Annotated in this window: 20 protein-coding genes, 1 other RNA gene and 2 riboswitches; of the genes, 5 read left to right on the top strand and 16 right to left on the bottom strand. The window is 37.0% G+C overall.

Annotated features, from left to right (window positions below):
* Window positions 1-189 precede the first annotated feature (189 nt).
* Window positions 190-678, top strand: a complete 489-nt coding sequence (locus tag M948_RS39265; RefSeq protein ID WP_021292062.1) for a superoxide dismutase family protein — start codon at window positions 190-192, stop codon at window positions 676-678.
* A 242-nt stretch (window positions 679-920) separates the two neighbouring features.
* Here M948_RS39265 and M948_RS39260 read toward each other — a convergent pair whose 3' ends face one another.
* The 3 genes from M948_RS39260 to M948_RS39250 form a co-directional block, all read right to left on the bottom strand.
* Window positions 921-2,216, bottom strand: a complete 1,296-nt coding sequence (locus M948_RS39260; protein ID WP_021292061.1) for a nucleobase:cation symporter-2 family protein — start codon at window positions 2,214-2,216, stop codon at window positions 921-923.
* Window positions 2,213-2,800: a xanthine phosphoribosyltransferase gene (locus M948_RS39255; protein ID WP_021292060.1), complete on the bottom strand. Its 588-nt coding sequence runs from the start codon at window positions 2,798-2,800 to the stop codon at window positions 2,213-2,215. Before M948_RS39255 ends, M948_RS39260 begins: the two co-directional genes overlap by 4 nt.
* A gap of 153 nt (window positions 2,801-2,953) precedes the next feature.
* A riboswitch (purine riboswitch) is annotated at window positions 2,954-3,055 on the bottom strand.
* A 74-nt stretch (window positions 3,056-3,129) separates the two neighbouring features.
* Window positions 3,130-3,501 carry a VOC family protein gene (locus M948_RS39250; RefSeq protein WP_021292059.1) on the bottom strand — a complete coding sequence of 124 codons (372 nt, stop codon included), beginning with the start codon at window positions 3,499-3,501 and terminating at the stop codon, window positions 3,130-3,132.
* A 155-nt stretch (window positions 3,502-3,656) separates the two neighbouring features.
* Between M948_RS39250 and M948_RS39245 the strand changes: the two genes are divergently transcribed.
* Window positions 3,657-4,415, top strand: a complete 759-nt coding sequence (locus M948_RS39245; protein ID WP_021292058.1) for an arylamine N-acetyltransferase family protein — start codon at window positions 3,657-3,659, stop codon at window positions 4,413-4,415.
* A 283-nt stretch (window positions 4,416-4,698) separates the two neighbouring features.
* Here the strand turns inward: M948_RS39245 and ssrS are convergent.
* The 7 genes from ssrS to M948_RS39220 form a co-directional block, all read right to left on the bottom strand.
* A non-coding RNA gene (ssrS, locus tag M948_RS42975) (6S RNA) lies at window positions 4,699-4,883 on the bottom strand.
* 69 nt (window positions 4,884-4,952) lie between these two features.
* Window positions 4,953-5,210 (bottom strand): sporulation protein, encoded by a 258-nt coding sequence (locus tag M948_RS39240; protein WP_369759896.1) that lies wholly within the window; start codon window positions 5,208-5,210, stop codon window positions 4,953-4,955.
* Between the two features lie 3 nt (window positions 5,211-5,213).
* Window positions 5,214-5,354 (bottom strand): small, acid-soluble spore protein L, encoded by a 141-nt coding sequence (gene sspL / locus M948_RS42970; RefSeq protein ID WP_021292056.1) that lies wholly within the window; start codon window positions 5,352-5,354, stop codon window positions 5,214-5,216.
* 60 nt (window positions 5,355-5,414) lie between these two features.
* A complete protein-coding gene (locus M948_RS39235; RefSeq protein WP_021292055.1) occupies window positions 5,415-7,016 on the bottom strand; it encodes a fatty acyl-CoA synthetase in 1,602 nt (533 codons plus the stop codon).
* 344 nt (window positions 7,017-7,360) lie between these two features.
* The gene (locus M948_RS39230; protein WP_021292054.1) at window positions 7,361-7,972 is read right to left on the bottom strand and encodes a 3'-5' exonuclease; all 612 of its coding nucleotides are present in this window, start codon (window positions 7,970-7,972) and stop codon (window positions 7,361-7,363) included.
* Between the two features lie 29 nt (window positions 7,973-8,001).
* The gene (locus M948_RS39225; RefSeq protein ID WP_021292053.1) at window positions 8,002-8,700 is read right to left on the bottom strand and encodes a CBS domain-containing protein; all 699 of its coding nucleotides are present in this window, start codon (window positions 8,698-8,700) and stop codon (window positions 8,002-8,004) included.
* A 129-nt stretch (window positions 8,701-8,829) separates the two neighbouring features.
* Window positions 8,830-9,747 (bottom strand): aldo/keto reductase, encoded by a 918-nt coding sequence (locus M948_RS39220; protein ID WP_021292052.1) that lies wholly within the window; start codon window positions 9,745-9,747, stop codon window positions 8,830-8,832.
* A 136-nt stretch (window positions 9,748-9,883) separates the two neighbouring features.
* Window positions 9,884-9,986: riboswitch (SAM riboswitch) on the top strand.
* Window positions 9,987-10,075: 89 nt separating this feature from the next.
* On the opposite strand from M948_RS39220, the gene M948_RS39215 reads away from it, so the two are divergent.
* A complete protein-coding gene (locus tag M948_RS39215) occupies window positions 10,076-11,179 on the top strand; it encodes a 5-methyltetrahydropteroyltriglutamate--homocysteine S-methyltransferase (protein ID WP_021292051.1) in 1,104 nt (367 codons plus the stop codon).
* Between the two features lie 259 nt (window positions 11,180-11,438).
* Here M948_RS39215 and rbsB read toward each other — a convergent pair whose 3' ends face one another.
* The 5 genes from rbsB to M948_RS39190 form a co-directional block, all read right to left on the bottom strand.
* Window positions 11,439-12,383, bottom strand: a complete 945-nt coding sequence (rbsB, locus tag M948_RS39210; RefSeq protein ID WP_021292050.1) for a ribose ABC transporter substrate-binding protein RbsB — start codon at window positions 12,381-12,383, stop codon at window positions 11,439-11,441.
* A gap of 36 nt (window positions 12,384-12,419) precedes the next feature.
* Window positions 12,420-13,355 carry an ABC transporter permease subunit gene (gene rbsC / locus M948_RS39205; protein ID WP_021292049.1) on the bottom strand — a complete coding sequence of 312 codons (936 nt, stop codon included), beginning with the start codon at window positions 13,353-13,355 and terminating at the stop codon, window positions 12,420-12,422.
* A complete protein-coding gene (locus M948_RS39200; protein WP_031335717.1) occupies window positions 13,352-14,833 on the bottom strand; it encodes a sugar ABC transporter ATP-binding protein in 1,482 nt (493 codons plus the stop codon). The genes rbsC and M948_RS39200 overlap by 4 nt, the downstream gene beginning before the upstream one ends.
* Before the next feature lie 241 nt (window positions 14,834-15,074).
* Complete coding sequence (locus M948_RS39195) at window positions 15,075-16,049, bottom strand: LacI family DNA-binding transcriptional regulator (protein ID WP_021292047.1); 975 nt, start codon at window positions 16,047-16,049, stop codon at window positions 15,075-15,077.
* A gap of 341 nt (window positions 16,050-16,390) precedes the next feature.
* Window positions 16,391-17,836, bottom strand: coding sequence for a carbon starvation CstA family protein (locus tag M948_RS39190; RefSeq protein ID WP_021292046.1), 1,446 nt, complete (start codon window positions 17,834-17,836; stop codon window positions 16,391-16,393).
* Between the two features lie 303 nt (window positions 17,837-18,139).
* Here M948_RS39190 and M948_RS39185 point away from each other — a divergent pair, with 303 nt between their 5' ends.
* Window positions 18,140-19,288, top strand: coding sequence for a pyridoxal-phosphate-dependent aminotransferase family protein (locus tag M948_RS39185; RefSeq protein ID WP_021292045.1), 1,149 nt, complete (start codon window positions 18,140-18,142; stop codon window positions 19,286-19,288).
* A gap of 35 nt (window positions 19,289-19,323) precedes the next feature.
* Window positions 19,324-20,910, top strand: coding sequence for a phosphoglycerate dehydrogenase (serA, locus tag M948_RS39180; RefSeq protein WP_021292044.1), 1,587 nt, complete (start codon window positions 19,324-19,326; stop codon window positions 20,908-20,910).
* 108 nt (window positions 20,911-21,018) lie between these two features.
* Here serA and M948_RS39175 read toward each other — a convergent pair whose 3' ends face one another.
* Complete coding sequence (locus M948_RS39175; protein WP_021292043.1) at window positions 21,019-21,798, bottom strand: HAD family hydrolase; 780 nt, start codon at window positions 21,796-21,798, stop codon at window positions 21,019-21,021.
* Between the last annotated feature and the right edge of the window lie 59 nt (window positions 21,799-21,857).

Raw genomic sequence — 21,857 nt, 5'->3', positions numbered from 1 at the left:
ATTTAAAGTATAATCCTCTTAAAAAGTACCTTTCATTTTAACAGATATATCTTTTTTTACAATAAGTTAGCCTGCGTTATCCATACATGGTTAATCGTATTTGATTATTACCGTTTACGCGAGAACAGCTTTATGGGCAAGAGCATAGAATGAATAAAAACGAAGTGAGTATGTAAAGGGGAGTACAACATGTATTATAACTATTACCCACATCGAGTGGACCAAGTTTTCGCTGAAATTAATGGTGGCCCTTTAGCTCCTGAAATTAACGGTTTCGTAACGTTTCAACAAGTCTACAACGGAACCATGGTTTGTGCTCAAATCGAAGGGCTTCCGCCATATCAAGCCGGACAAGGAGACGGAAGACCGATCGGGCCTCATGGATTTCATCTTCATGAAAACGACAGCTGTCAAATAGGTGATCAACAAAACCCTTTCCAAGAGGCAGGAGAGCACTGGAATCCGACAGATCAACCACATGGTAACCATGCTGGTGATTTCCCTGTTCTATTTTCCAACAATGGCTTTGCGTATATCTGCTTCTTCACCAATAAGTTTCTTCCAACTGATGTTATCGGAAAAGCAATCATCATTCATCAATCGCCTGATGATTACCGTACTCAGCCAGCGGGTGATGCAGGAAAACGATTAGCTTGCGGTGTTATTCAAGGCAGGTAATCTAACTTTTAAGCATTATACAGAATCTGAAATATAAAAATGAATAGGGGCGAATAACAGCTACCTAGCAACATATAAAAAGACGCTCTGTATCTAGCTTAACTTAGCTAGATACAGAGCGTCTTTTTCCATAACCAAGAGAACGACATACGTCATCCAGTTAAAAAGCCTGTAGAAAAACACAGGGGGTTCTCTACAAGCTGAGTACAGATGGTATTCTGTTATTGTCTTATCTTTTACGTTTAAGATGCCTCTTGTTCTTTTAATACTACTGACTTATTTTCTTTTCGTTGCGACAGCATATTAAATAAAATATTTAATAAAATTGCTGTTATACTTCCAGCAACAATGCCGTTACTAGTTAAGATTTGAATACTATCAGGAAGTTTAGCAAATAACTCCGGAACCACTGTTACACCTAAGCCCATACCAACCGAACAAGCAATAATCATTGCATTTTCGGATGATTCTGTAATTACTGGGCCTAGCATTTTAATTCCTTGTGAAATCACCATTCCAAACATTGCAATCATAGCTCCGCCTAATACTGCCGACGGGATAATTGTGGTTAATGCAGCAATTTTTGGAATCAGACCAAGAACAATTAACATACATCCCATAATGATAATAACCTTCTTTTTCTTTACACCTGTTATTTGCATTAGTCCTACATTTTGTGAAAAAGCGGTATATGGGAAAGCATTAAAAATTCCACCTAATAAAATAGCTACCCCTTCCGCTCGATATCCTTTTGCTAAATCTTTTCCTTTTAATTTACGATTCGTCATATCTCCAAGCGCAAAATAGACACCTGTTGATTCGACTAATGATACGATAGCTACAAGGATCATGGTAATAATCGCTGACCATTCAAAAGTTGGTGTACCGAAATAAAATGGATGAGGCATATGAAAATAGGAAGCTTCTGCAACAGACTGTAAATTTACTTTTCCCATAATAGAAGCAACAATTGTTCCTGCAATTAATCCTAATAGAATAGAAATAGATTGAATAAATCCTTTTGTGAATCGATATAACAGAATAATAAAAAATAAGGTGCCAAAAGATAAACCAATATTCGCTAAGGAACCAAAATCGCTTGCTCCTTCTCCGCCTCCCATATTGTTAATTGCAACAGGGATTAATGTTATCCCAATTATCGTTACTACGGAACCAGTTACTACCGGAGGGAAGAAACGTACCAAACTACCAAAAACACCGCTAATTAATATAACCACTAAACCCGATACAAGAATAGCTCCATAAATTGCCGAAACACCAAACTGACCGCCTATCGCAATCATTGGTCCTACTGCAGTAAACGTACAACCTAGAACAACTGGAAGACCAATTCCAATAAGACGATTGTTAAGTACCTGTAAAATCGTAGCAACCCCACACATCAATATATCGATTGCCACTAAATACGTTAATTGTGTAGAAGTTAATCCGAGCGCTTCACCAACTATTAGCGGAACGAGGATAGCTCCTGCATACATAGCAAGCAAGTGTTGAAACCCTAAAGTTGCGTTTTTCATACGACTTTTTCCTCCTTCATAAACGTCACTTTCCCGTCGGTGAGCTCTGCAATGTTCGCAAGTGTTTCTACCCGATACCCTTGATTACGAATTTTTCTTCCACCTTCTTGAAATCCTTTTTCTATCACAATTCCAATTCCAGCAAGTTGGGCATCTGCTTGTTGTAGAATATTAATCATGCCTATTACTGCTTGTCCATTTGCCAAAAAATCGTCCATGATTAATACGGTGTCTTCACTCGTAATAAAATCCTGAGAAATAGAAATCTCATTGGCTTCCCTTTTAGTAAACGAATATACTTCAGCAGAATACAAATGATTAGTTAATGTTAATGATTTTCGTTTGCGGGCAAAAATCACCGGTACCCCCATCGTTAACCCCGTCATAACAGCTGGAGCGATTCCCGACGATTCTAATGTTAAAATTTTTGTTACTCCAGCATCAGCATAACGACCAGCGAATTCCCTACCAATCTCTTGCATCAATTCTGGATCTATTTGATGGTTCAAAAACGAATCAACCTTTAAAACGGATTCTGACAAAACTTTTCCTTCTGATAAGATCTTTTGCTTTAAAGCTTCCATGAAAATCTTCCTTTCTAGCAGTGATGTTGGACAATAATAAAAAAGTTCGAAAACCAGTTTCCGTAAGAACCATGAACGGAAGCTGGTTTTCGAACTTTTTAATACAGTCGAAATAGCGAAAGAAATTGCATTGCAATAAGCACATACAATATCCCTCTTCCAGTACGTTTTCATAGTCGGTTCATTTACGGTAAACCGGTAGAAACTTGCAGGCCATATCCCCGCGATTATATGAAAAAATAATTATTTGAATGTAATTAGTATAGCATGTGAGTGTGATTTAACAACCCCCTCCCTAATAAAACTAACATTCCAATAATTTTGATAGGCTATATTTTCCATTCTAAAAATTCAAGGCGATTACCGAATGGATCAACTACATAAAATCGATTTGCTCCAGGCAATAATTGATCTTCTATGACATTAATTTGACTCAATACGAATCGGTTTTTTAACTCCTGTAAATGTTGAACACGAATAGCTGGATGTGCCTTTCTAGAAGGTTTAAACGGATCTTCTATACCAACATGTATTTGTAGCGATCTTGCTTGAAACCAAACACCGCCATTTTTTCGTAATGGTTCTGGCTTATCGATCAGCTCCATTCCTAAAATCCCTTGGTAAAATGCAATTGCTTGCTCCTCTCCATTACATGGAGCTGCTAGTTGAACATGATCAAAACATTCCAGTTGAAAAGACAATGTAATCCCTCCCTGGTAATAGATTAAGTGAATGTGAGAACAAATGCTAATATCCGTTTCAAATCCAATATGATCAGATTTTATTATATATAGGTTGAATAGGTTTCATAGTACCTAGCTATGTTTTATGATTAGTGTGAGAGAGGTGATTTATAATGAACGAATTTACTCATAAACTTTTTCAACGTATCCACTATGAGCAATCAAATCGAATTGATTTCAACAATATATCCACACTCATGCACCAATTTGCCAGGCATATTCCCTTTGAAAACATTGATGTTATCAATAAACGGGCATTGACTATTAACCGCACCAATTTACAACAGAAAATAATAAATCAGCAGCGGGGTGGACTCTGCTATGAATTAAATCCGTTTTTTTACTATTTACTAAAAGAATTGGGATTTGATGTACAAATGATTACGGCCACGATTACTGTACCTAAAAACGGGATCAAAGGGACACATATTGCCAACCTTCTATCTATTAACCAACGGAAGTATATTGTTGATGTTGGATTCGGTTCGCATCTAGCATTGCAGCCAATTCCGCTTAGCGGCGAGATAATCCATGCAACAACAGGAGATTTTCAAATCACTCAAAAGCATACAGATAGAGGTGATTATCAACTAGTGAAATATCAGAATGATCTCATTCAAGCAGGATATGCATTCTTTACAAACGCTGTAGACGAAAATGATGTTAATCAAGTAAGAGAAACCATTACTTCTCATCCTAATTCTCCATTCAATCATAGCGTATTACTATCTAAACTAACGGAAGAAGGGCACATTACACTAACAAAAGATACATTCACGGAAATAAAAAATGGGAAAAAGAATAAACTAAAATTAGATACGCATTCGTTCAAGCAGTTATCTGAAGAGCGTTTTGGAATCACAAATATATAAGCTTTTCATATGGATACCAACCAAGCGCTTGACGCTGTTCTAATAAGAGCAACCTAATCACTGACCGCTAAAAAGCGAGATTCTCCTTAGAATTTGCTGCATAACGATCATCAGTATGGCACCTGTTCGATTTTATGCTTTGTTTTCAGCGAATAAGTACGAGAAGACTCGTTAGGCTCGTTGGTCGCATCAGCCATACCACAGTCGTAAAATTTATAATTACTAAGGAAACCAAAAAGACCAGTTTCATTAGAAACTGGTCTACTTTATTTACGTATAATAGTAACAGGCCACATTTGCCGTATTATCTAATAAAAAGTTTTAAACCACCACTTCGCTAAGTGGGTGTTTGCAGAAATTGTCCTGCCTTCCGTTCATGGACGGCTCGACATTAGAATTCCGATGTAAAACTCCCTATTCATTCATTAGAGGTTAAAACTTAATTAAATACGTACAACGTAGCTTGTAATATTTATATTATACGTTATGAAATGAATAATCAATGGTAAAATTATCCTAAATTCAAAGAAGGATTATTCAAAATAATTGTTCGTAGACTTCTGTTAATTCTTTTACGCGATTATCGAATTGTACTTCTTTTGCATAATTTATCTCATTTTCCAATACATCATTTAAATACGTTAATTCTTCTTCACTCAACTGTTTAACAAAGGCTACTTCACTTGCAAAATGACCTTGTTCCATTTTTCCTACGATCGTTTGACAATACGCATTATCCATGTAGTTAGACAAGGATTCTCTAAGATATTTTAATGTATGGTCGATCTTCTTCACCTCTTAAATTTTTGTGTTCTTTTTCTTTGCTCGTTGTTCTAATTGTGATTTAGGTTGTTGATCTGCCGTATCTTCTGATAAGCCTTGTGGATTTACACTTGTTTGTGCATTTCGTTTTTGATATGGTTCTTTTTCTTTAGTCATAAAAAACACCTCCATTTATAGTCTGACAAAAATACTGTAATGTATGCCTACGATAAAGAATTACTTTTTATTTAATATTTCATACTGATCACGTAGTGCACGCTTAAGTACTTTTCCACTCGGGTTCTTTGGCAATGCATCTGTAAAGGTCACATACTTAGGAACTTTAAATCTGGTCAAATGCTCCTTACAAAATTGCTCAACCACTTCTTTCGATAACGTTACATCTTTTTTGGGGACAATAATTGCCGTAACCGCTTCAATCCAGTATGGATCCGGAATACTTATAACAGCGACCTCTGATACTCCTTCCAATTGATAAATTACTTCTTCTACCTCTCTACTTGAAACATTTATTCCACCCGTATTAATCATATCTTTCTTACGATCAATAATCGTAATATACCCTTCCTCATCCATCTTTCCTAGATCACCACTATGGAACCAACCATTCCGAAAGGCTTCACGAGTCTTAACTGGATCATATAAATACCCCTTCATTGCATGTGGTGTTCGATGCACAATCTCACCAACTTCTCCACGGGCAACTTCCTCATCCTGGTCGTTCACAATTCTTGTTTCAACATATAAGGATGGCGTTCCAGCTGAACCAATCTTTCTTAACTGGTCTTCCGGTTGCAAGACAGTGGCTAGTGGTGCAACCTCTGTTTGACCATATAAGTTCCAGAATTTTGCGTTTGGCAATCGACTCGACAATTCTTTTAGTATTTCTCTTGGCATAATTGCTGCGCCATAATAACATTTTCTTAGTGTAGATAAATCTCGCACCTCAAAATCAGGATGACGGAGTATCGCTATCCATACAGTAGGAGGACAAAATAGCTGTGATGCACCAGTTTCTTCAATTGTTTTAAGAATCAACTCCGGAGTAGCTTTTTCAAGGATGATACTACTGCATCCAATATATATACTCGGACCTAAAAATACATGTAATTGCGCGCTATGATATAGTGGCAATGCATGAATCATAATGTCATCGCTTTCCATTTTTCCACTGAAAACACAACTTGCGTATTCGTTCATGATGCTTTTATGCGTGAGCATAACCCCTTTTGGCCGTGATTCTGTACCACTTGTATATAACACATGACAGAGGTCATCATCAGCAATTTCAACTTCAATCTTTGCATTAGAATTGTGCCCATCTTGTATATCCTTTAAGTTCTTCCATCCTTCTACCTGGTCTTCACTGTTCTCCATTATATACCGATATTTAATTTCTTTCGCTTTTTCCTTCGCTGAAATATCTAGTACATCCGCGTACGCTTTAGATGCGATAAATCCCGAAGCTTTCGCATGTTCAATAATGTAAGCTGTATCCGTTGTACTCAACATATAATTAATTGGGATCATCACTGCCCCAATACGTGCAAGAGCAAAATTGACTATCACAAAGTCCAAGCTGTTTTTCGACATGACAATGATCATATCTCCTTTACCCATCCCATCTCTCTTAAAACCATATGCTGTGAGAGTTACTAGTGTATCTAATTCCTTGTACGTAACTGTCACCCCATTGTAAGCGATTGCGTTTTTATCTGGCATTCTAGCTGCTGTCCGTGAGAGTATATCACTAAGCGTGTTCCGTCTTGCACGTTGAATCATTTTCATTTCATCATGTACATTTGCCTGCGTGTTCATTTACTCACCCCTCAAATGATAAAATTTATATAAAAAGATAGAATTTTCTTTTTTTTAGTTTAATTCAGATATTTAATAAAAGCAAGAAGCTTGGTTTTAAACAAAGCAAAATCCCAATTACTTCGGATGGTAGTTGGGATTTTAACGTTATTTTTTTGAAATATCTTACTGCCAAAAGGAATGAAATAAGGATAATTTTTGAGGAACAATAAGGCGTCCGAAGCTTGATGCGAGTAGGTATTGTTTGTTTACCAAAGTTATCGTTTCGGCGGAAAGCATGGCTTATTTCTTGCAATTATGATGATGCCGATGCAGCTACTCGTTTTAGTTATTCCTCCATCCATTTAAATATATATTCGTTTAGGTTGATTTTTCTTTTTTTTCTTTGGAGTAACATATCCTCGCTCATAAATTCTACCAGTTTGTAAATTGCATCTATCTAAAAATGTTTCTAATGATTTGGCTTCACTTTCCCTAAAAGCATGATGAAATAGTGCTGCTGCTACTCTGGCATCCTCAAGCGCATGATGATGATTAAACGTCATCTGTAGAAAGTTCGCTAGTGTATGTAACTTATAATTAGTTAAGTCGGGCCAAAATTGCTTGGACAATCCAACGGTACAAAGATAATTCATTTCAGGATAGGGTAATCCAAAATAATCAAGTGTTTGCCGAATAACACTCATATCAAAACTAGCATTATGCGCAATTACTAAACCACTTCTTAAATACGATTTGATCGATGGCCAAATTTCAGGAAACGTCGGTTCACCCACGACATCAGCTTCATTAATTCCATGCACGTGAATATTCATAGAATTAAAATGCATAAGTGGATTAATTAAATGATAGAATTCATCAATAATTTTTCCATCCTCTAAAACTACTATCCCCACTGCACATGGACTAAATCTTTTTTCATTTGCTGTTTCAAAATCAATCGAGACAACCCTCATATTTCTCCTCTTCTTTCTTTTATTCAATATTAGGATATTTCCAAAATATCCCACGCGGTAATCATACCCAATAATTGTTTGGAAGGTTTACCATTTTTGGTAATGAGCAATGCTTCTAGTCGCCTTCCTTTACTTGTATGTTCTTTAAAAATTTCTATGGCCTCATATATTGTCATTCCATGATGTATAAAACGAGAATTATCTTGTTTTTCAAATGGCAAGATCTCTTCTAGTTGACAACTACTCTTAGCAAATGACTCTTCTTGCTTTTTACTAGCTAGCCAGTTCGTTATCCCCTTTTGGGTTAATAATCCTTTGTACGTATCTCCTTGATAAATAGGAAATTTAGATAACTGTTTTTCATGAATAATTGTTAAAAGTTGATTTAACGGATCGTTACTCTGATAATAAAGTACTTGCCTAGAAAATAAAGGAGTTACCCGTTTTGGCTCATTTAATTCTATTTCAATTTCTTCAATTCTCTCCACAATTGCATCATGCGGTTCTGCAATGGCATGTGTCATATCTAATTTATTATGTACGATAGCATTTCGTAGTTCTGCAAACTCCAAAAGATCATCACTATATTCGCGAACGAGGGCGTTAGAATTTCTAAGTATTTTTACAGCCTTAGAGAAACCTACATCTTTCTTATGAATTAATAACGCACGTAGCATTTTTTCTATTCGGTTGAATGCAGTAAGAAAACGCTCTGAGTTTTGATACATGGTTGTACTCCTCATTTTCATAGTAAGATGGGAAATAACGCCTTTTTTTCAGTAGATTGATTCATGGGTTTCGAAAAAAATAGAATGAAGCGGTTCTTCATCCCGAAAATGAAACATTGTGTTTATTGACTATGGCAGTTTATTTCCTGCTGCTTGATAAATGTCATACCACTCTTTTCGAGTAATCTGAAGGTCAGATGCTGTTGCTATTAGTGACAAACGCTCTTGATTCATCGTACCTACAACAGGTTGAATTCCTGCAGGGTGACGTAGAATCCATGCAATAGCAATTGCTGTTTTTGTTACTCCGTATGTTTCAGCTATTTCCATAAGCTTTGTATTTAATTCAGGGAATTTTTCATTATCAATAAAAACGCCCTCAAAGAATCCATATTGAAATGGTGACCAAGCTTGTATTGTCATATGATTCATTCGAGAATAATCTAATACACTTCCATCTCGATTTATTCCATTTACATGCTGGGTGTTTACTTGCAGACCTGCATCGACCATTCCAGAATGCATAATACTGAATTGTAATTGATTAACAATTAAATCTTGTGCAACGTATTGCTTTAATAATTCTATTTGTAATGGGTTATGATTACTCACACCGAATTGTCTAACTTTACCACTATCTTTAAGAACTTGGAATGCCTCTGCCACCTCTTCAGGTTTCATTAACGCATCCGGACGGTGGAGTAATAATACATCAAGGTACTCTGTCTGGAGACGTTTAAGTATTCCATCTACTGATTCTACTATATGGTTTTTAGAAAAATCAAAGAACCCCTCTCGTATTCCACACTTTGATTGAATTTTCATTTTTTCTCGTACCGAAGGACGCATTTGAATAGCTTTAGCAAATATTTCTTCGGAATGCCCTCCGCCATAGATATCTGCATGATCAAAGAAGTCGATTCCAAGACCCAATGCATGGTGAAGTAATTTTTCCGCTTCCATTACAGACAATTGAGTTAGCCGCATACAGCCAAATGCAAGGTTAGAAACAAATAGGTCACTCTTTCCCAACTTTAATTTGCGCATACCACTCATCTCCTCTTCTATTTTATAACTCTAGCATATCATGAATAAAGAAAATTTGAAGTTTTAAAATAATAATGTTGACAAGACAATGTATATACGGTAATCTTATTTTCAATAATTAAATTAATCGTATAACTTCTTATCCAGAGAGGTGGAGGGACTGGCCCTTGGAAGCCTCGGCAACAGACTTTTCATACGTACTGTGCCAATTCCAGATGCATGCTGCATGAAGATAAGAAGAGGACAAGCTAATGTATATCAAAGCCTCTTCTTATCTATAAGAAGAGGCTTTTTAGTTATACAAACAAAAAGAAAGAAGGTATGTAAAATGACAACCACTCTTATTAAAGCTCCATTCAAGGCAGACCATGTAGGAAGTCTACTTCGACCAGAGAGACTGCATCAAGCAAGAAGAGATTATCAACAAGGCACGATAACAAAAAAGCAACTACGTGCGATTGAAACTGAAGAAATTAATTACATCGTTGATAAGCAAATTGAAGTTGGCTTAAAGGTAGTTACAGACGGTGAATTCAGAAGAACTTGGTGGCATTTAGACTTTTTGGAACATTTAAACGGCATTGAAGGATATGTCCCATCATCTGGCTACCAATTCAAAGATGTCGAAACAGAAAAATACGATGTACGTAACACAGGTAAGATTTCGTTTCATTCAGAGCATCCGTTTATACAGGATTTTATTGCGTTCAAAGAAATTGTTGGTGATCGTGCAGTACCTAAACAGACAATACCGAGCCCAAATCAACTTTTCAATAAAGGGATTCGAAATTCGGAAATCTACCCAAACATCGAAGATTATGCCAATGATGTAATCAAAGCATATCAAGATGCAATTCAAGCATTTTATGATGCCGGCGTTAGATACCTTCAATTAGACGATGTCTACATTGCAGGATTATCAGCACCTTCTATCCCATTTAATGATGGCGATTATTCAAGGGAACAATTAATTGATTTAGCTCTTCGCGTTGTTAATGGTGCATTAGAAAACAAACCAGATGACCTAAAGATTACCACCCACTTATGTAGAGGTAATTATCAATCAACTTGGGCTTTTGAAGGCAGCTATGCTTTAATCGCACCAACATTATTAGCAAAGGAGAAAGTAAATGGCTTTTTCTTCGAGTATGATGATGAACGTTCCGGTGACTTTACGCCTTTAAAGCATATTCCTACTGGAGGGCCACAAGTCGTATTAGGTGTTGTAACTTCGAAGACAGGAGAACTTGAAGATAAAGAAGCGATTATCGCTAGAGTAAAAGAGGCAGCCAACTATGTACCTTTAGAGCAATTATGTTTAAGTCCACAATGTGGATTTGCTTCTACCCATCACGGCAATATCTTAACTGAGGAGGCACAGTGGAGGAAACTAAAATTCATTGTAGACGTTGCGAAAGAAATTTGGGAGTAACGATTCCTTACACCAATTATATCTATAAGCGTAATTTTATCGAAGTTTGAAATCGTTTTGCTTTTCGAAGAATATGGCCTTAGCTAACCCGGATAAGCAAAGTTCTTATCCGAGTGGAGCATCATGGGCCTTGTTGTTTCCGCAGAAGCCGAAGGGTTTCTACTGCTTCTTATCGATATATCAGTGGCTGCCTCCTTTCATAAAATCGTTTATGGAAGGAGGCATCATTCTAAATTTGATACCGCTTTTCGGAGGAATTTTATTCGGTTACCATTTGTAATTCAACCGGAATGAAACCTTCTACTTTTTCGCCTTTGACAATCTTTCCAACAGCAGCAATTGCTCTTTCACCGATTAAACCTGGCTGCTGTGCGATGGTTGCATCCATCGATCCTTCTTCTACAGCTGCTACTGCGTCATCAGTAGCATCAAACCCGACAACAACTACGTTATCTAATAAGCCCTGCGCCTGCAGTGCTTCCACTGCACCGAGTGCCATCTCATCATTATGCGCAAATACAGCATGGAAGTCTCCAACACTTTGTAAGATATTTTCCATTACGGATAATCCTTCGGTACGATCAAAATTTGCCGATTGACTAGTAACTACTTCGATGCCTTCTAATTCATCGACAATATGATGGAAACCCTCTCCCCTTTCTCTAGTAGCCGATGCACCAGCAATCCCCTGTAACTCAACGATTTTTCCTGTTTCTTTAAGTTGTTCAGCAATAAAATCTCCTGCCATTTCCCCTCCTTCAACATTATCTGAAGCAATATGAGTTACCACCTCTCCTCCACCTGCACTTCGGTCAACTGTAATTACAGGAACATTCGCGTCATTTGCCAATTCAATCGCTGAGACCACTGCATTCGAATCCACTGGGTTAATCAATAAAACATCAATGTCTTGCTGTAATAAATCTTCGATATCACTCAATTGTGTTGATGGATCATTCTGTGCATCGAAAGTAATTATTTCATATCCCGATTCCTTTGCACTTGCTTCTGCACCATCTCGCAATGTTACAAAAAATGGGTTATTTAAAGTGGAAATGGATAAACCCACTTTTACATCTTCACTCGCTTTTTCATTATTCGATTCATCTGAACCATCAGATGCTTCTCCAGGTGCTTCTGTTGAACATGCCACGAGAAAGAGAAATAATCCTAAGGTAAAGCTTACAAGTAATTGTTTTTTCATGTCCATTCCTCCTAATTACGTATAAATTATCACTACTTACGATGTTTTACGATCTAATAATACAGCTAGTAGAATCACCCCACCTTTGACAATTTGTTGATAGAAAGATGGAACATTCAATAAATTTAATCCATTATCTATAACACCTATAATTAGCGCACCAATTAAGGTACCGACAATTCTTCCACGGCCTCCCGCAAGGCTTGTCCCTCCAATTACAACCGCTGCAATGGCATCCAGCTCATACATGGATCCGGCTGTCGGTTGGGCAGAATTCAATCGACTTGTAATAATAATACCTGCTAAAACAGAAAGCATACCAGTTAGTGAATATACCCAAATTTTAACGCGATCTGCTTTTATTCCTGATAACGTAGCAGCCTCTTCATTACCACCTACGGCATATACTTCCCTTCCAAATACAGTTTGTCGAAGAATAAAATAAAGAACAATAAATACAATCACCATTACTATGGCAGGAAAGGGAATTCCAAAAACATACCCCTTGCCGATCATCTCAAAGGCAAAGCTATCCGATAGTCCAGTGATTGGTCTTCCATCTGTGTAGACTAATGTTATACCTCGATAGATTGTCATTGTGGCTAATGTTGCAATAAATGGCGCTACTCTTCCCTTTGTAATGATCAATCCATTGACCGTTCCTAAAATGAGGCCGATTATTAAGCCAATACATACAGCTAGGATCGGGTCTATTCCACTTGTTAATAGACCTGCTGTCAATGCACTGCCTAGTGCTAGAATCGATCCTACCGATAGGTCAATTCCAGCGGTTAATATGACAAATGTCATCCCAAATGCAATTAACGCATTAACGGAAACTTGTCGTAATAAATTAAAAATATTCGTTAATGTAAAGAAATTATCGCTCATTATTGCTAATACGCTAGTAATAAGAATTAACCCGAAGAGTGGTCCCAATGTTGCTAATTGAAGGCGACCTAGCTTTTTCATGCTCTCTCGCCTCCTGTTGCTGCAGTCATAATTATCTCTTGATCCACATCGTTCCGACTAAAGATGCCAATTGTTCTTCCTTCATGTAAAACCATGATACGATCACTAATTCCTAACACCTCTGGTAATTCGGATGAAACCATGATGATAGCCACACCCAGCTCCGTTAGCTCATTCATAATATGATAGATTTCTTTCTTTGCCCCAACATCTACTCCTCTTGTCGGCTCATCTAAAATTAATAGTTTGGGTTTAATACCTAACCATTTTGCTATAACTACTTTTTGTTGATTACCCCCGCTTAAAGATTTTACTTCTTGTTCTTTACCAGTCATTCGAACTTGGAGTCGATTCATTAAATGATCAATGAAAGCTATTTCTTGTGATTTTCGGATAATTCCTACTTTTGATATCGTTTTCAAATTTGGTAATGCGATATTTTCCCGAATGGATGACTGCAATACTAGCCCCTTTGCTTTTCGGTCTTCAGTAATAAATCCTATCCCTGCCTTCACTGCGTCATTTGGATGTTTAATGACTAACTGTTTACCATGTAATTTTATAGTTCCTTCATTCTTTTTACGAAATCCAAATAAGACTTCCATTACTTCGGATCGTCCAGCTCCCATCAAACCAGAAACACCAAGTATCTCTCCTTGTTTTACATCAAAACTAACATCTTGAAAATATCCTTTTCTAGACAAATGATTTACCTCAAATATTACTTCTCCAAGCTTTCCATTCCTTACTGGAAAACGTTCTCCAAGTTCTCTACCCACCATCATTTTAACTATTTCCTCAAAGGATGTTTGTTCGGTGGCTTTAGTACTAATAAATTCACCATCACGTAGAACGGTAATTTGATCACAAATTTCAAAGATCTCTTCCATTCGATGTGAAATATAAATAATGCTAACACCTTGTTGCTTTAGAGTGGAAATAACATAAAATAGGTTTTTAATCTCTCTTTCTGTTAAAGCAGCAGTCGGTTCATCCATAATAAGTAAATCCGCATTAGCTGCTAATGCTCGAGCTATTTCTACCAGTTGCTGCTTACCTACAGATAAATCACTAGCAATATCGTCTGGAGAAATATTGGATACTCCCAGTCTCTTTAAATTTCGTTCGGTATGTAGTTTCATCTCCTTTTTATTTAGAATACCAGTTTTTTTGTACGTTATTTCTTTACCTAGAAACATATTCTCAGTAACTGTTAAGTAAGGAATAATATTTAATTCTTGATGAATAACCACAATACCTTGTTTCTCTGCTTGTTTTGGATCAGAGAAATGTACCTCCTTGCCCCGAACTTTTATCACCCCTTGATCACGGGTGTGTATACCAGTGAGTACTTTGATTAGTGTTGATTTCCCTGCACCATTTTCTCCCATTAATGCATGTATTTCTCCTTGGACTACTTGAAAACAAACGGAATTTAAAACGTGATTCCCAGCAAATCTTTTATCAATATTTGTCATCTCAATTATCTTGGTTGCTTTAGTCACTTCTATCCCCCCTTGTCCCTATAATGCCTACTCAAACACTGTATTCACATATGGTTGAATAACTTCAGTTATTAAAACGATTTGGTCTTTTAATGTGACCATGAGGAATATACAGATAATAATATGTAAAAACTCTATATTGCCGTGTTTTATCAAGAATGAAGATTCCTACGACTTATGCCTTTTGTTTACTATATTCCTAGTGTTTTTTTAATTATGTTGAATCTCTAACTACTAATTTTGTATCCAATTTTAATTGTTGTATTTCGCTATTTGGATGATTAATATGCTCTAATAATAAATGTGCTGCCTGTGCCCCAATTTGATAGATTGGCTGTTGTATGGTTGTTAATGAAGGAGTGGCTGTTTCAGCCATCGCAATACCATCAAACCCTACTACAGCTAACTGACCCGGTACTTTAATTCCTAGCTTTTCAGCTGCTTTCAAAACACTGATGCCCATCAAATCATTCGCTGCAAAAATACCGTCAATTTCAGGATGGTTCACGAGTAATTCTTTCGTAATTGAAATCGTCATTTCATAATTATATTCTCCACAGACAACGTAACTAGATAAAAACCATTTTTCTTCTTTCACGACATCGAGATACCCTTTTAATCGCTCCATTGTATTAACTGCAAAATCAGGGCCACAAATATGGGCTATACGTTGGCATCCCGCATCTTTTAAATACTGTGTGGCTACTCTTGCACTTTCGCGATTTTTAATAGTGACGGACGATAATTTATCGCTTACAATCCGATCAAGCGCGACTACAGGCACATCTATATGACCAAGATGTTTCGGTTCTAAATTACTTGATACAATAATAAAACCATCCACAGATTTTTGCTGTAATGCTTCTAGATAAGCTTTTGCTTTTTCAGGATTGTCATCCGTATTACAAAGAACAAAGGTGTACTGATGTTTTTTTGTAACGTCTTCAACTGCACGTGCAAGTTCAGGAAAAAAAGGATTCATAATATCAGGAACGAATAGTGCAATTATTCTTGAGCTACCCTTATAAAGACTGCGTGCTATATCATTCGGTCGATAGTTTAATTGGGTAATAGCCGCTTTTACATGTTTTCTAGTATCTATATTTACGTATCCATTATTATTTAAAACTCTAGATACAGTAGCAGTAGAAACATTAGCTAAATTAGCCACATCTTTTATTGTTGCCATGTTTTTTAACCTCTTCCGGAATTAAGTTGATAGTTATATGTAACCCGTTACATGTTACATCTTAGAGCTCCTTGCAGAAATTGTCAATATTTTTTAAAATATCCCTATCTTCCAAAAAGATAAACTGGTATATCTTTACTCTGACAACCAGCATTTATCTTTTCCTACTCAGTAAATATGAAACGAAGACAAAAAATTGGGGTTATTCCTATAATCATCCGAACGATTTCACTCGAATCTGTTCGGATTACTTCATTACATGGTTCTATATTCCTCCGCCAACATAACTCGCCTTCTGGACGTAATAAAAAAAGAGAGGGACTCCCTCTCTTTTACGTGCATCAGCTTGCAATCGTTTTTGCTAGTTTTTGTTTGTTTTTTGTATGATGTTGAATTAACGTATAGATAAACCAACTTAATACGATTGCCCAAATAATTGTCCCAAGTATCATTGAAATGGAATAGTCTAACTGGAATCCTTCCGGAGCATAGAAGATATATGTGCTAACAACTGCTGTCATAAATAATGCTGGTATACTACAAATCCAATGGAACTTATTATGTTTTAATAAATACATAGCGCCTGTCCATAACATAAATGTAGCGACTACTTGGTTTGACCAGCCAACATAACGCCATAAAAATGTATAATCAATTAAAGATAAACAAAAAGCTGGAAGTGCTACTGGAATAACAAGTAAAATGAGTGATTTTTTCCCCATTATATCCTTTTTTGCTATCTGATTAATTAAATCAGCTAGCATCATCCTAGATGAGCGTAGTGCTGTATCCCCTGTAGTAATCGGTAGAATCATAACACCAAGAATTGCTAAAACACCTCCGAATGAACCAAGTGTAGCAACACTTATTTCATTTACTACCCCGGCAGGACCACCACTATTTAATACAGCCTGTAATCCATTTGTTCCGTTATAAAAAGCCATTCCTGCTGCCGCCCAAACTAATGCAATAATCCCTTCACCGATCATAGCCCCATAAAAAACCTTACGTCCTTCACTTTCTTTTTTTAAGGTTCGAGCAAGAATTGGACTTTGTGTACTATGGAATCCTGAGATTGCACCACAAGAGATTGTTACCATTAAAAGTGGCCAGATAGGCAATTGGCCAGGATGCAAGTTGCTAAGCGTTAAATTCGGTACCGAATAATCAAAAAAGAAGATCCCTATTCCAATGGAAACTGCCATAAAAATGAGAATCGCACCAAATATTGGATAAATTTTACCAATAATTTTATTTATTGGCAAAACAGTTGCTAGTAGAAAATAAGCAAATACGACTAAAATACATGTTACAAAATTAAGCGGCGTGATTTGCGTCATCAATTGGGCAGGTGCTGCTGTAAAAGCTGCTGCAACCAAGATCATTAATAAAATGGATAATAACGTAATAAAAGCTCTAGCATATTTCCCTAAATATTTACCAACCAATGAAGGGAATTGCGTGCCACCATGACGAAGTGATAGCATCCCTGACATATAATCATGTACAGCCCCTGCGAATATACAACCAATAACAATCCAAATAAAAGCAACGGGACCATATAACGCTCCCAAAATGGCACCAAAAATCGGACCGGTTCCAGCGATATTTAAAAGCTGTATAAGACTAGCTTTCCACCAACTCATAGGCATGTAGTCAAACCCATCCTGTTTTGCATAGGCAGGTGTAGGTTGTTGATCATTGACGCCAAAAATTCGTTCCACCACCTTTCCGTATACAAAATAACCGATTAGTAATAGCAAGATGGATGCTACAAAAGTAACCATCGCTTTTCCCCTCCTTATCCGAAAATCTAATAGATATAGATTCTCTCGTAGTGTTTTTTGAAATTTTAAAGAATATTCTATATCGGATGTTGGTTTTATGCAAGCTATTTTATGAAAATTTATTTTATTTCCATATCATGGAATTAACAAATAGATTCTTTCCCGAATAAGAATAAGATCTTACACCTTTTTCAGTAATTTAACTATTATAAATTCATTAAATTTATTGACAATACACAAACTTCTGCTATGCTGAAGAATATTATTTCAGATGAAACCCCAAGGAAAGGAAAGGAGAAAATAATGTATACGGATCATCAAATACTTAGAATCCCAGGGCCTACCCCTATTCCCCCTAGTATACAAAGAGCGATGACCCAGCCCATGATTGGTCACCGTAGTCAGGATATGAAAGATTTACTTCACGGTGTAAAAGATAAGCTCAAACCGATCTTTGGTACAAACGAAGATGTATTAATATATACAGCAAGTGGGACAGCTGCGTTGGAAACAGCTGTGGTGAATGCAGTTCAGCCCGGAGATGAGGTTATCGTCATTGTATCAGGCGCATTTGGAGATCGATTTACAAAAATATGTGAGGAATATCACATAAAGGTTCACAAATATGATGTGAATTGGGGAGAGGCTGCGGATCCCGAGCAATTAACACAATACTTAAAATCAATCCCTACGGTAAAAGCAGTATTTGCTACTTACTGTGAAACATCTACTGGTGTTTTGAATCCAATTAAGCAATTAGCAAAGGTTGTTCATCAAGAATCGGAAGCTCTATTTATCGTGGATGGTGTATCTTGTATTGGGGGGACGGAAACAAAAATGGATAAGTGGGGACTTGATATCGTTGTAACTGGATCACAGAAAGCAATGATGCTCCCAGCAGGCTTGGCATTTGTTGCAGCAAGCAAACGAGCGTGGAAAGTGATTGAGAAAAACAGTCATCCCCGTTTTTATTTAGATATGCGAAGATATCGAGACAAACTACAGGAAGATGCAAGTCCGTTCACACCAGCAGTCTCTCTATTATTAGGGCTAAAGCAAGCACTGCAGCTAATTGAGGAGGAAGGATTATCTACTGTATTTCAACGACATCATTTAATGGCAAAAATGACAAGAGATGCCTTTCATGCGTTAGATATTCCGCTTCTCACAACTGATATGGATGCATCGCCAACCGTAACAGCTGTAAAACCAAATGATTTTTCATCAGAAGATCTACGAAGAGAACTTCGTTCAAAATTCGGACTAACGATTGCTGGTGGACAACAGCATTTAAAAGGTAATATTTTCCGAATTGGGCATATGGGATATTGTTCACCAGCTGATGTGTTACAAATTATTAGTCTAGTAGAAGTCGGCTTGCAATCGATAGACAAAACGATTGAACTTGGTACCGGTGTTAAAGCGGCTCAAACTGCTTATTTAGATATTTAATCGAAAATATATTTTCACACAAGGAGGCAGACAAAATGGCTTTTAAAATCCTAATATCAGATCCATTAAGTGAAGAAGGGATGTATCCCCTGCTTCAGGCAGAGAATATTAGTATTGAACTAGCTACAGATTGGTCACAGGAAAAATTGGCAAACCAAATTACAGAATATGATGCGTTATTGGTAAGAAGTCAAACTCAAGTTAACCGGGAATTAATTACGAAAGCCACCAATTTAAAAATTATTGGACGCGCAGGTGTGGGGGTAGACAACATTGATCTTGATGCCGCAACGGAACATGGAATAATCGTTGTTAATGCACCAAATGGCAATACGAATTCAGCAGCAGAACATACAATGGCCATGATCATGGCTCTCTCAAGAAAAATACCTCAAGCTTATTTATCTTTAATGAACAAACAATGGGATCGGAAAAAATACGTAGGTACGGAGCTTAAAAACAAAACACTTGGCATTATTGGTCTTGGAAGAATAGGTGCGGAGGTTGCGTATCGTGCGAAAGGGCAACGCATGAATATCATTGCATATGACCCATTTTTAACAGAAGATCAAGCCAAAAAAATGGATATTCAATATGGATCCGTAGACGAAGTATTACACGCAGCTGACTTTATCACCATCCACACTCCACTTTTAAAAGAGACACGTCATTTACTTAATGCAGACGCGTTTCATGCTGTTAAGCCAGGCGTACACATTGTTAACTGTGCCCGCGGGGGGATCATCGATGAGGACGCATTGTATCATGCGATACAATCTAAAAAGGTAGCCGGTGCAGCTTTAGATGTATTTGAGGAAGAACCATTTTATGATCACCCTCTTTTGGAATTACCCGAAGTTATCGCAACACCTCACCTCGGTGCTAGTACGTTTGAAGCACAAGAAAGTGTCGCGATTGATGTCAGTGAAGATGTCATTCGCTTTCTATCTGGAGAAGCTGTACGTAACCCAGTTAATCTCCCTTCTGTTCCTAAAGATATACTTAGCCAAATTGAACCATATTTCCATCTTGCCGAAAAACTTGGTCACTTCCTTATTCATTTGGCAAATGAACCTGTTGAAGAGATCAATCTATATTACTCCGGTGATCTATCACAAACCAAAATCGGACCAATTACACGTAATACAATTAAAGGGCTATTAACCCGTCATCTAGGCGAACATGTAAATGATGTCAATGCACTTTATCTCGCTGAAAAAAGAGGCATCACTGTCAATGAAAATAAAACATCTTCCACACAAGGTTTTACCAATCTATTAAAAGTGGAAATCATTACGAAATCAGAAAAACGAAGTGTTGCGGGCACGCTATTGAATGGCTTAGGACCTCGTATTGTAAAAATGGATCATTACAGTGTTGATGTTACACCAAAAGGACACTTACTAGTCATTCATCATAAGGACCAACCAGGGGTCATTGGGAAAATGGGAAGCTTTTTAGCCACCCAAGAGATTAATATTGCAACGATGCAGGTCGATAGAGCAGATATCGGAGGCGAAGCCATTATGGTGATGTCAGTTGATCGACACATCGAAGAAAAGGAATTACGAGCGCTGGAGCAACTTGAAGAGATTCATGATGCCACGGCAATTGATTTATAATATATCGATAGGAAAGCAAGAGCTGTCAAATACCTACCTAACAACTGGCATAGGATCCTCAACAGATGCATCTTCCAGTTGTTAAGTAGTTTTTAGAGCGCTCTTGCTTTATTCTTTAATAATCGAAAGAATTTCAGATAAACGATTTACTTCATATGTCGGAATCTCGTTGTTATCGAGATTATTTCGATTAATCCATATGGAAGCTATTTCTGCACGTGAAGCCCCTAGAATATCTGTATGTAAATTGTCCCCCACCATTAACACTTCATCTTTAGCTACCCCAAGCTGTTTTAACATATATTGAAAAATACCTGGATCTGGCTTGCCTTTTCCGAATTCTCCAGAAATTACAATTTGCTCAAAATATCGTTCTAACTCTGCCGTCATCGCTAATTTTGTTTGTTGTAAATCAGGAGACCCATTTGTCAAAAGTGCTAACCTGTATTTCTTATATAGTTTGTCTAATACAGAAAAGGTGTCTTGATATACAAATGAATTCTTTTTACGATATGCTACAAAGACATTTGCTAAGGTTAAGCCCAAGTGAGAATCATTAACCCCTATTGCCTGTAAACCATTCGTCCACACATCTTTACGATATTGAGGAGCAATTCGATTTAATTGTTTAAAGCTCTCCCCTTCATCGTTAAACTCCCCCCACAGCCCTTCAAATGGATTGATTCCAATCATTTGTGTGAATTTATAAGTGGGATAGGAAGCATAAAGCGTTCGCGCTTCCTGTCTTACTCTATTTTCCAGTTGGATAGGATCAATTACTGGATTTTTATCTTCTGCTAACTTACAAGTCTCTTTAAATGATTCGGAGACACTTCTGCTATCCCATAATAATGTATCGTCCAAATCAAATATAATTGCTTTTAGCATCTATACATCTCTCCTTCTGCCTGCATACGTTAATTAAAAGTATACAACATTTTAATTAA

Source organism: Virgibacillus sp. CM-4 (genome assembly GCF_000445495.1).
In the GTDB taxonomy this organism is placed as follows: Bacteria; Bacillota; Bacilli; order Bacillales; family Amphibacillaceae; genus Virgibacillus; species Virgibacillus salexigens.
Note: the sequence above shows the minus strand (reverse complement) of the source record. Positions and strands in the feature narration are given on the sequence as shown.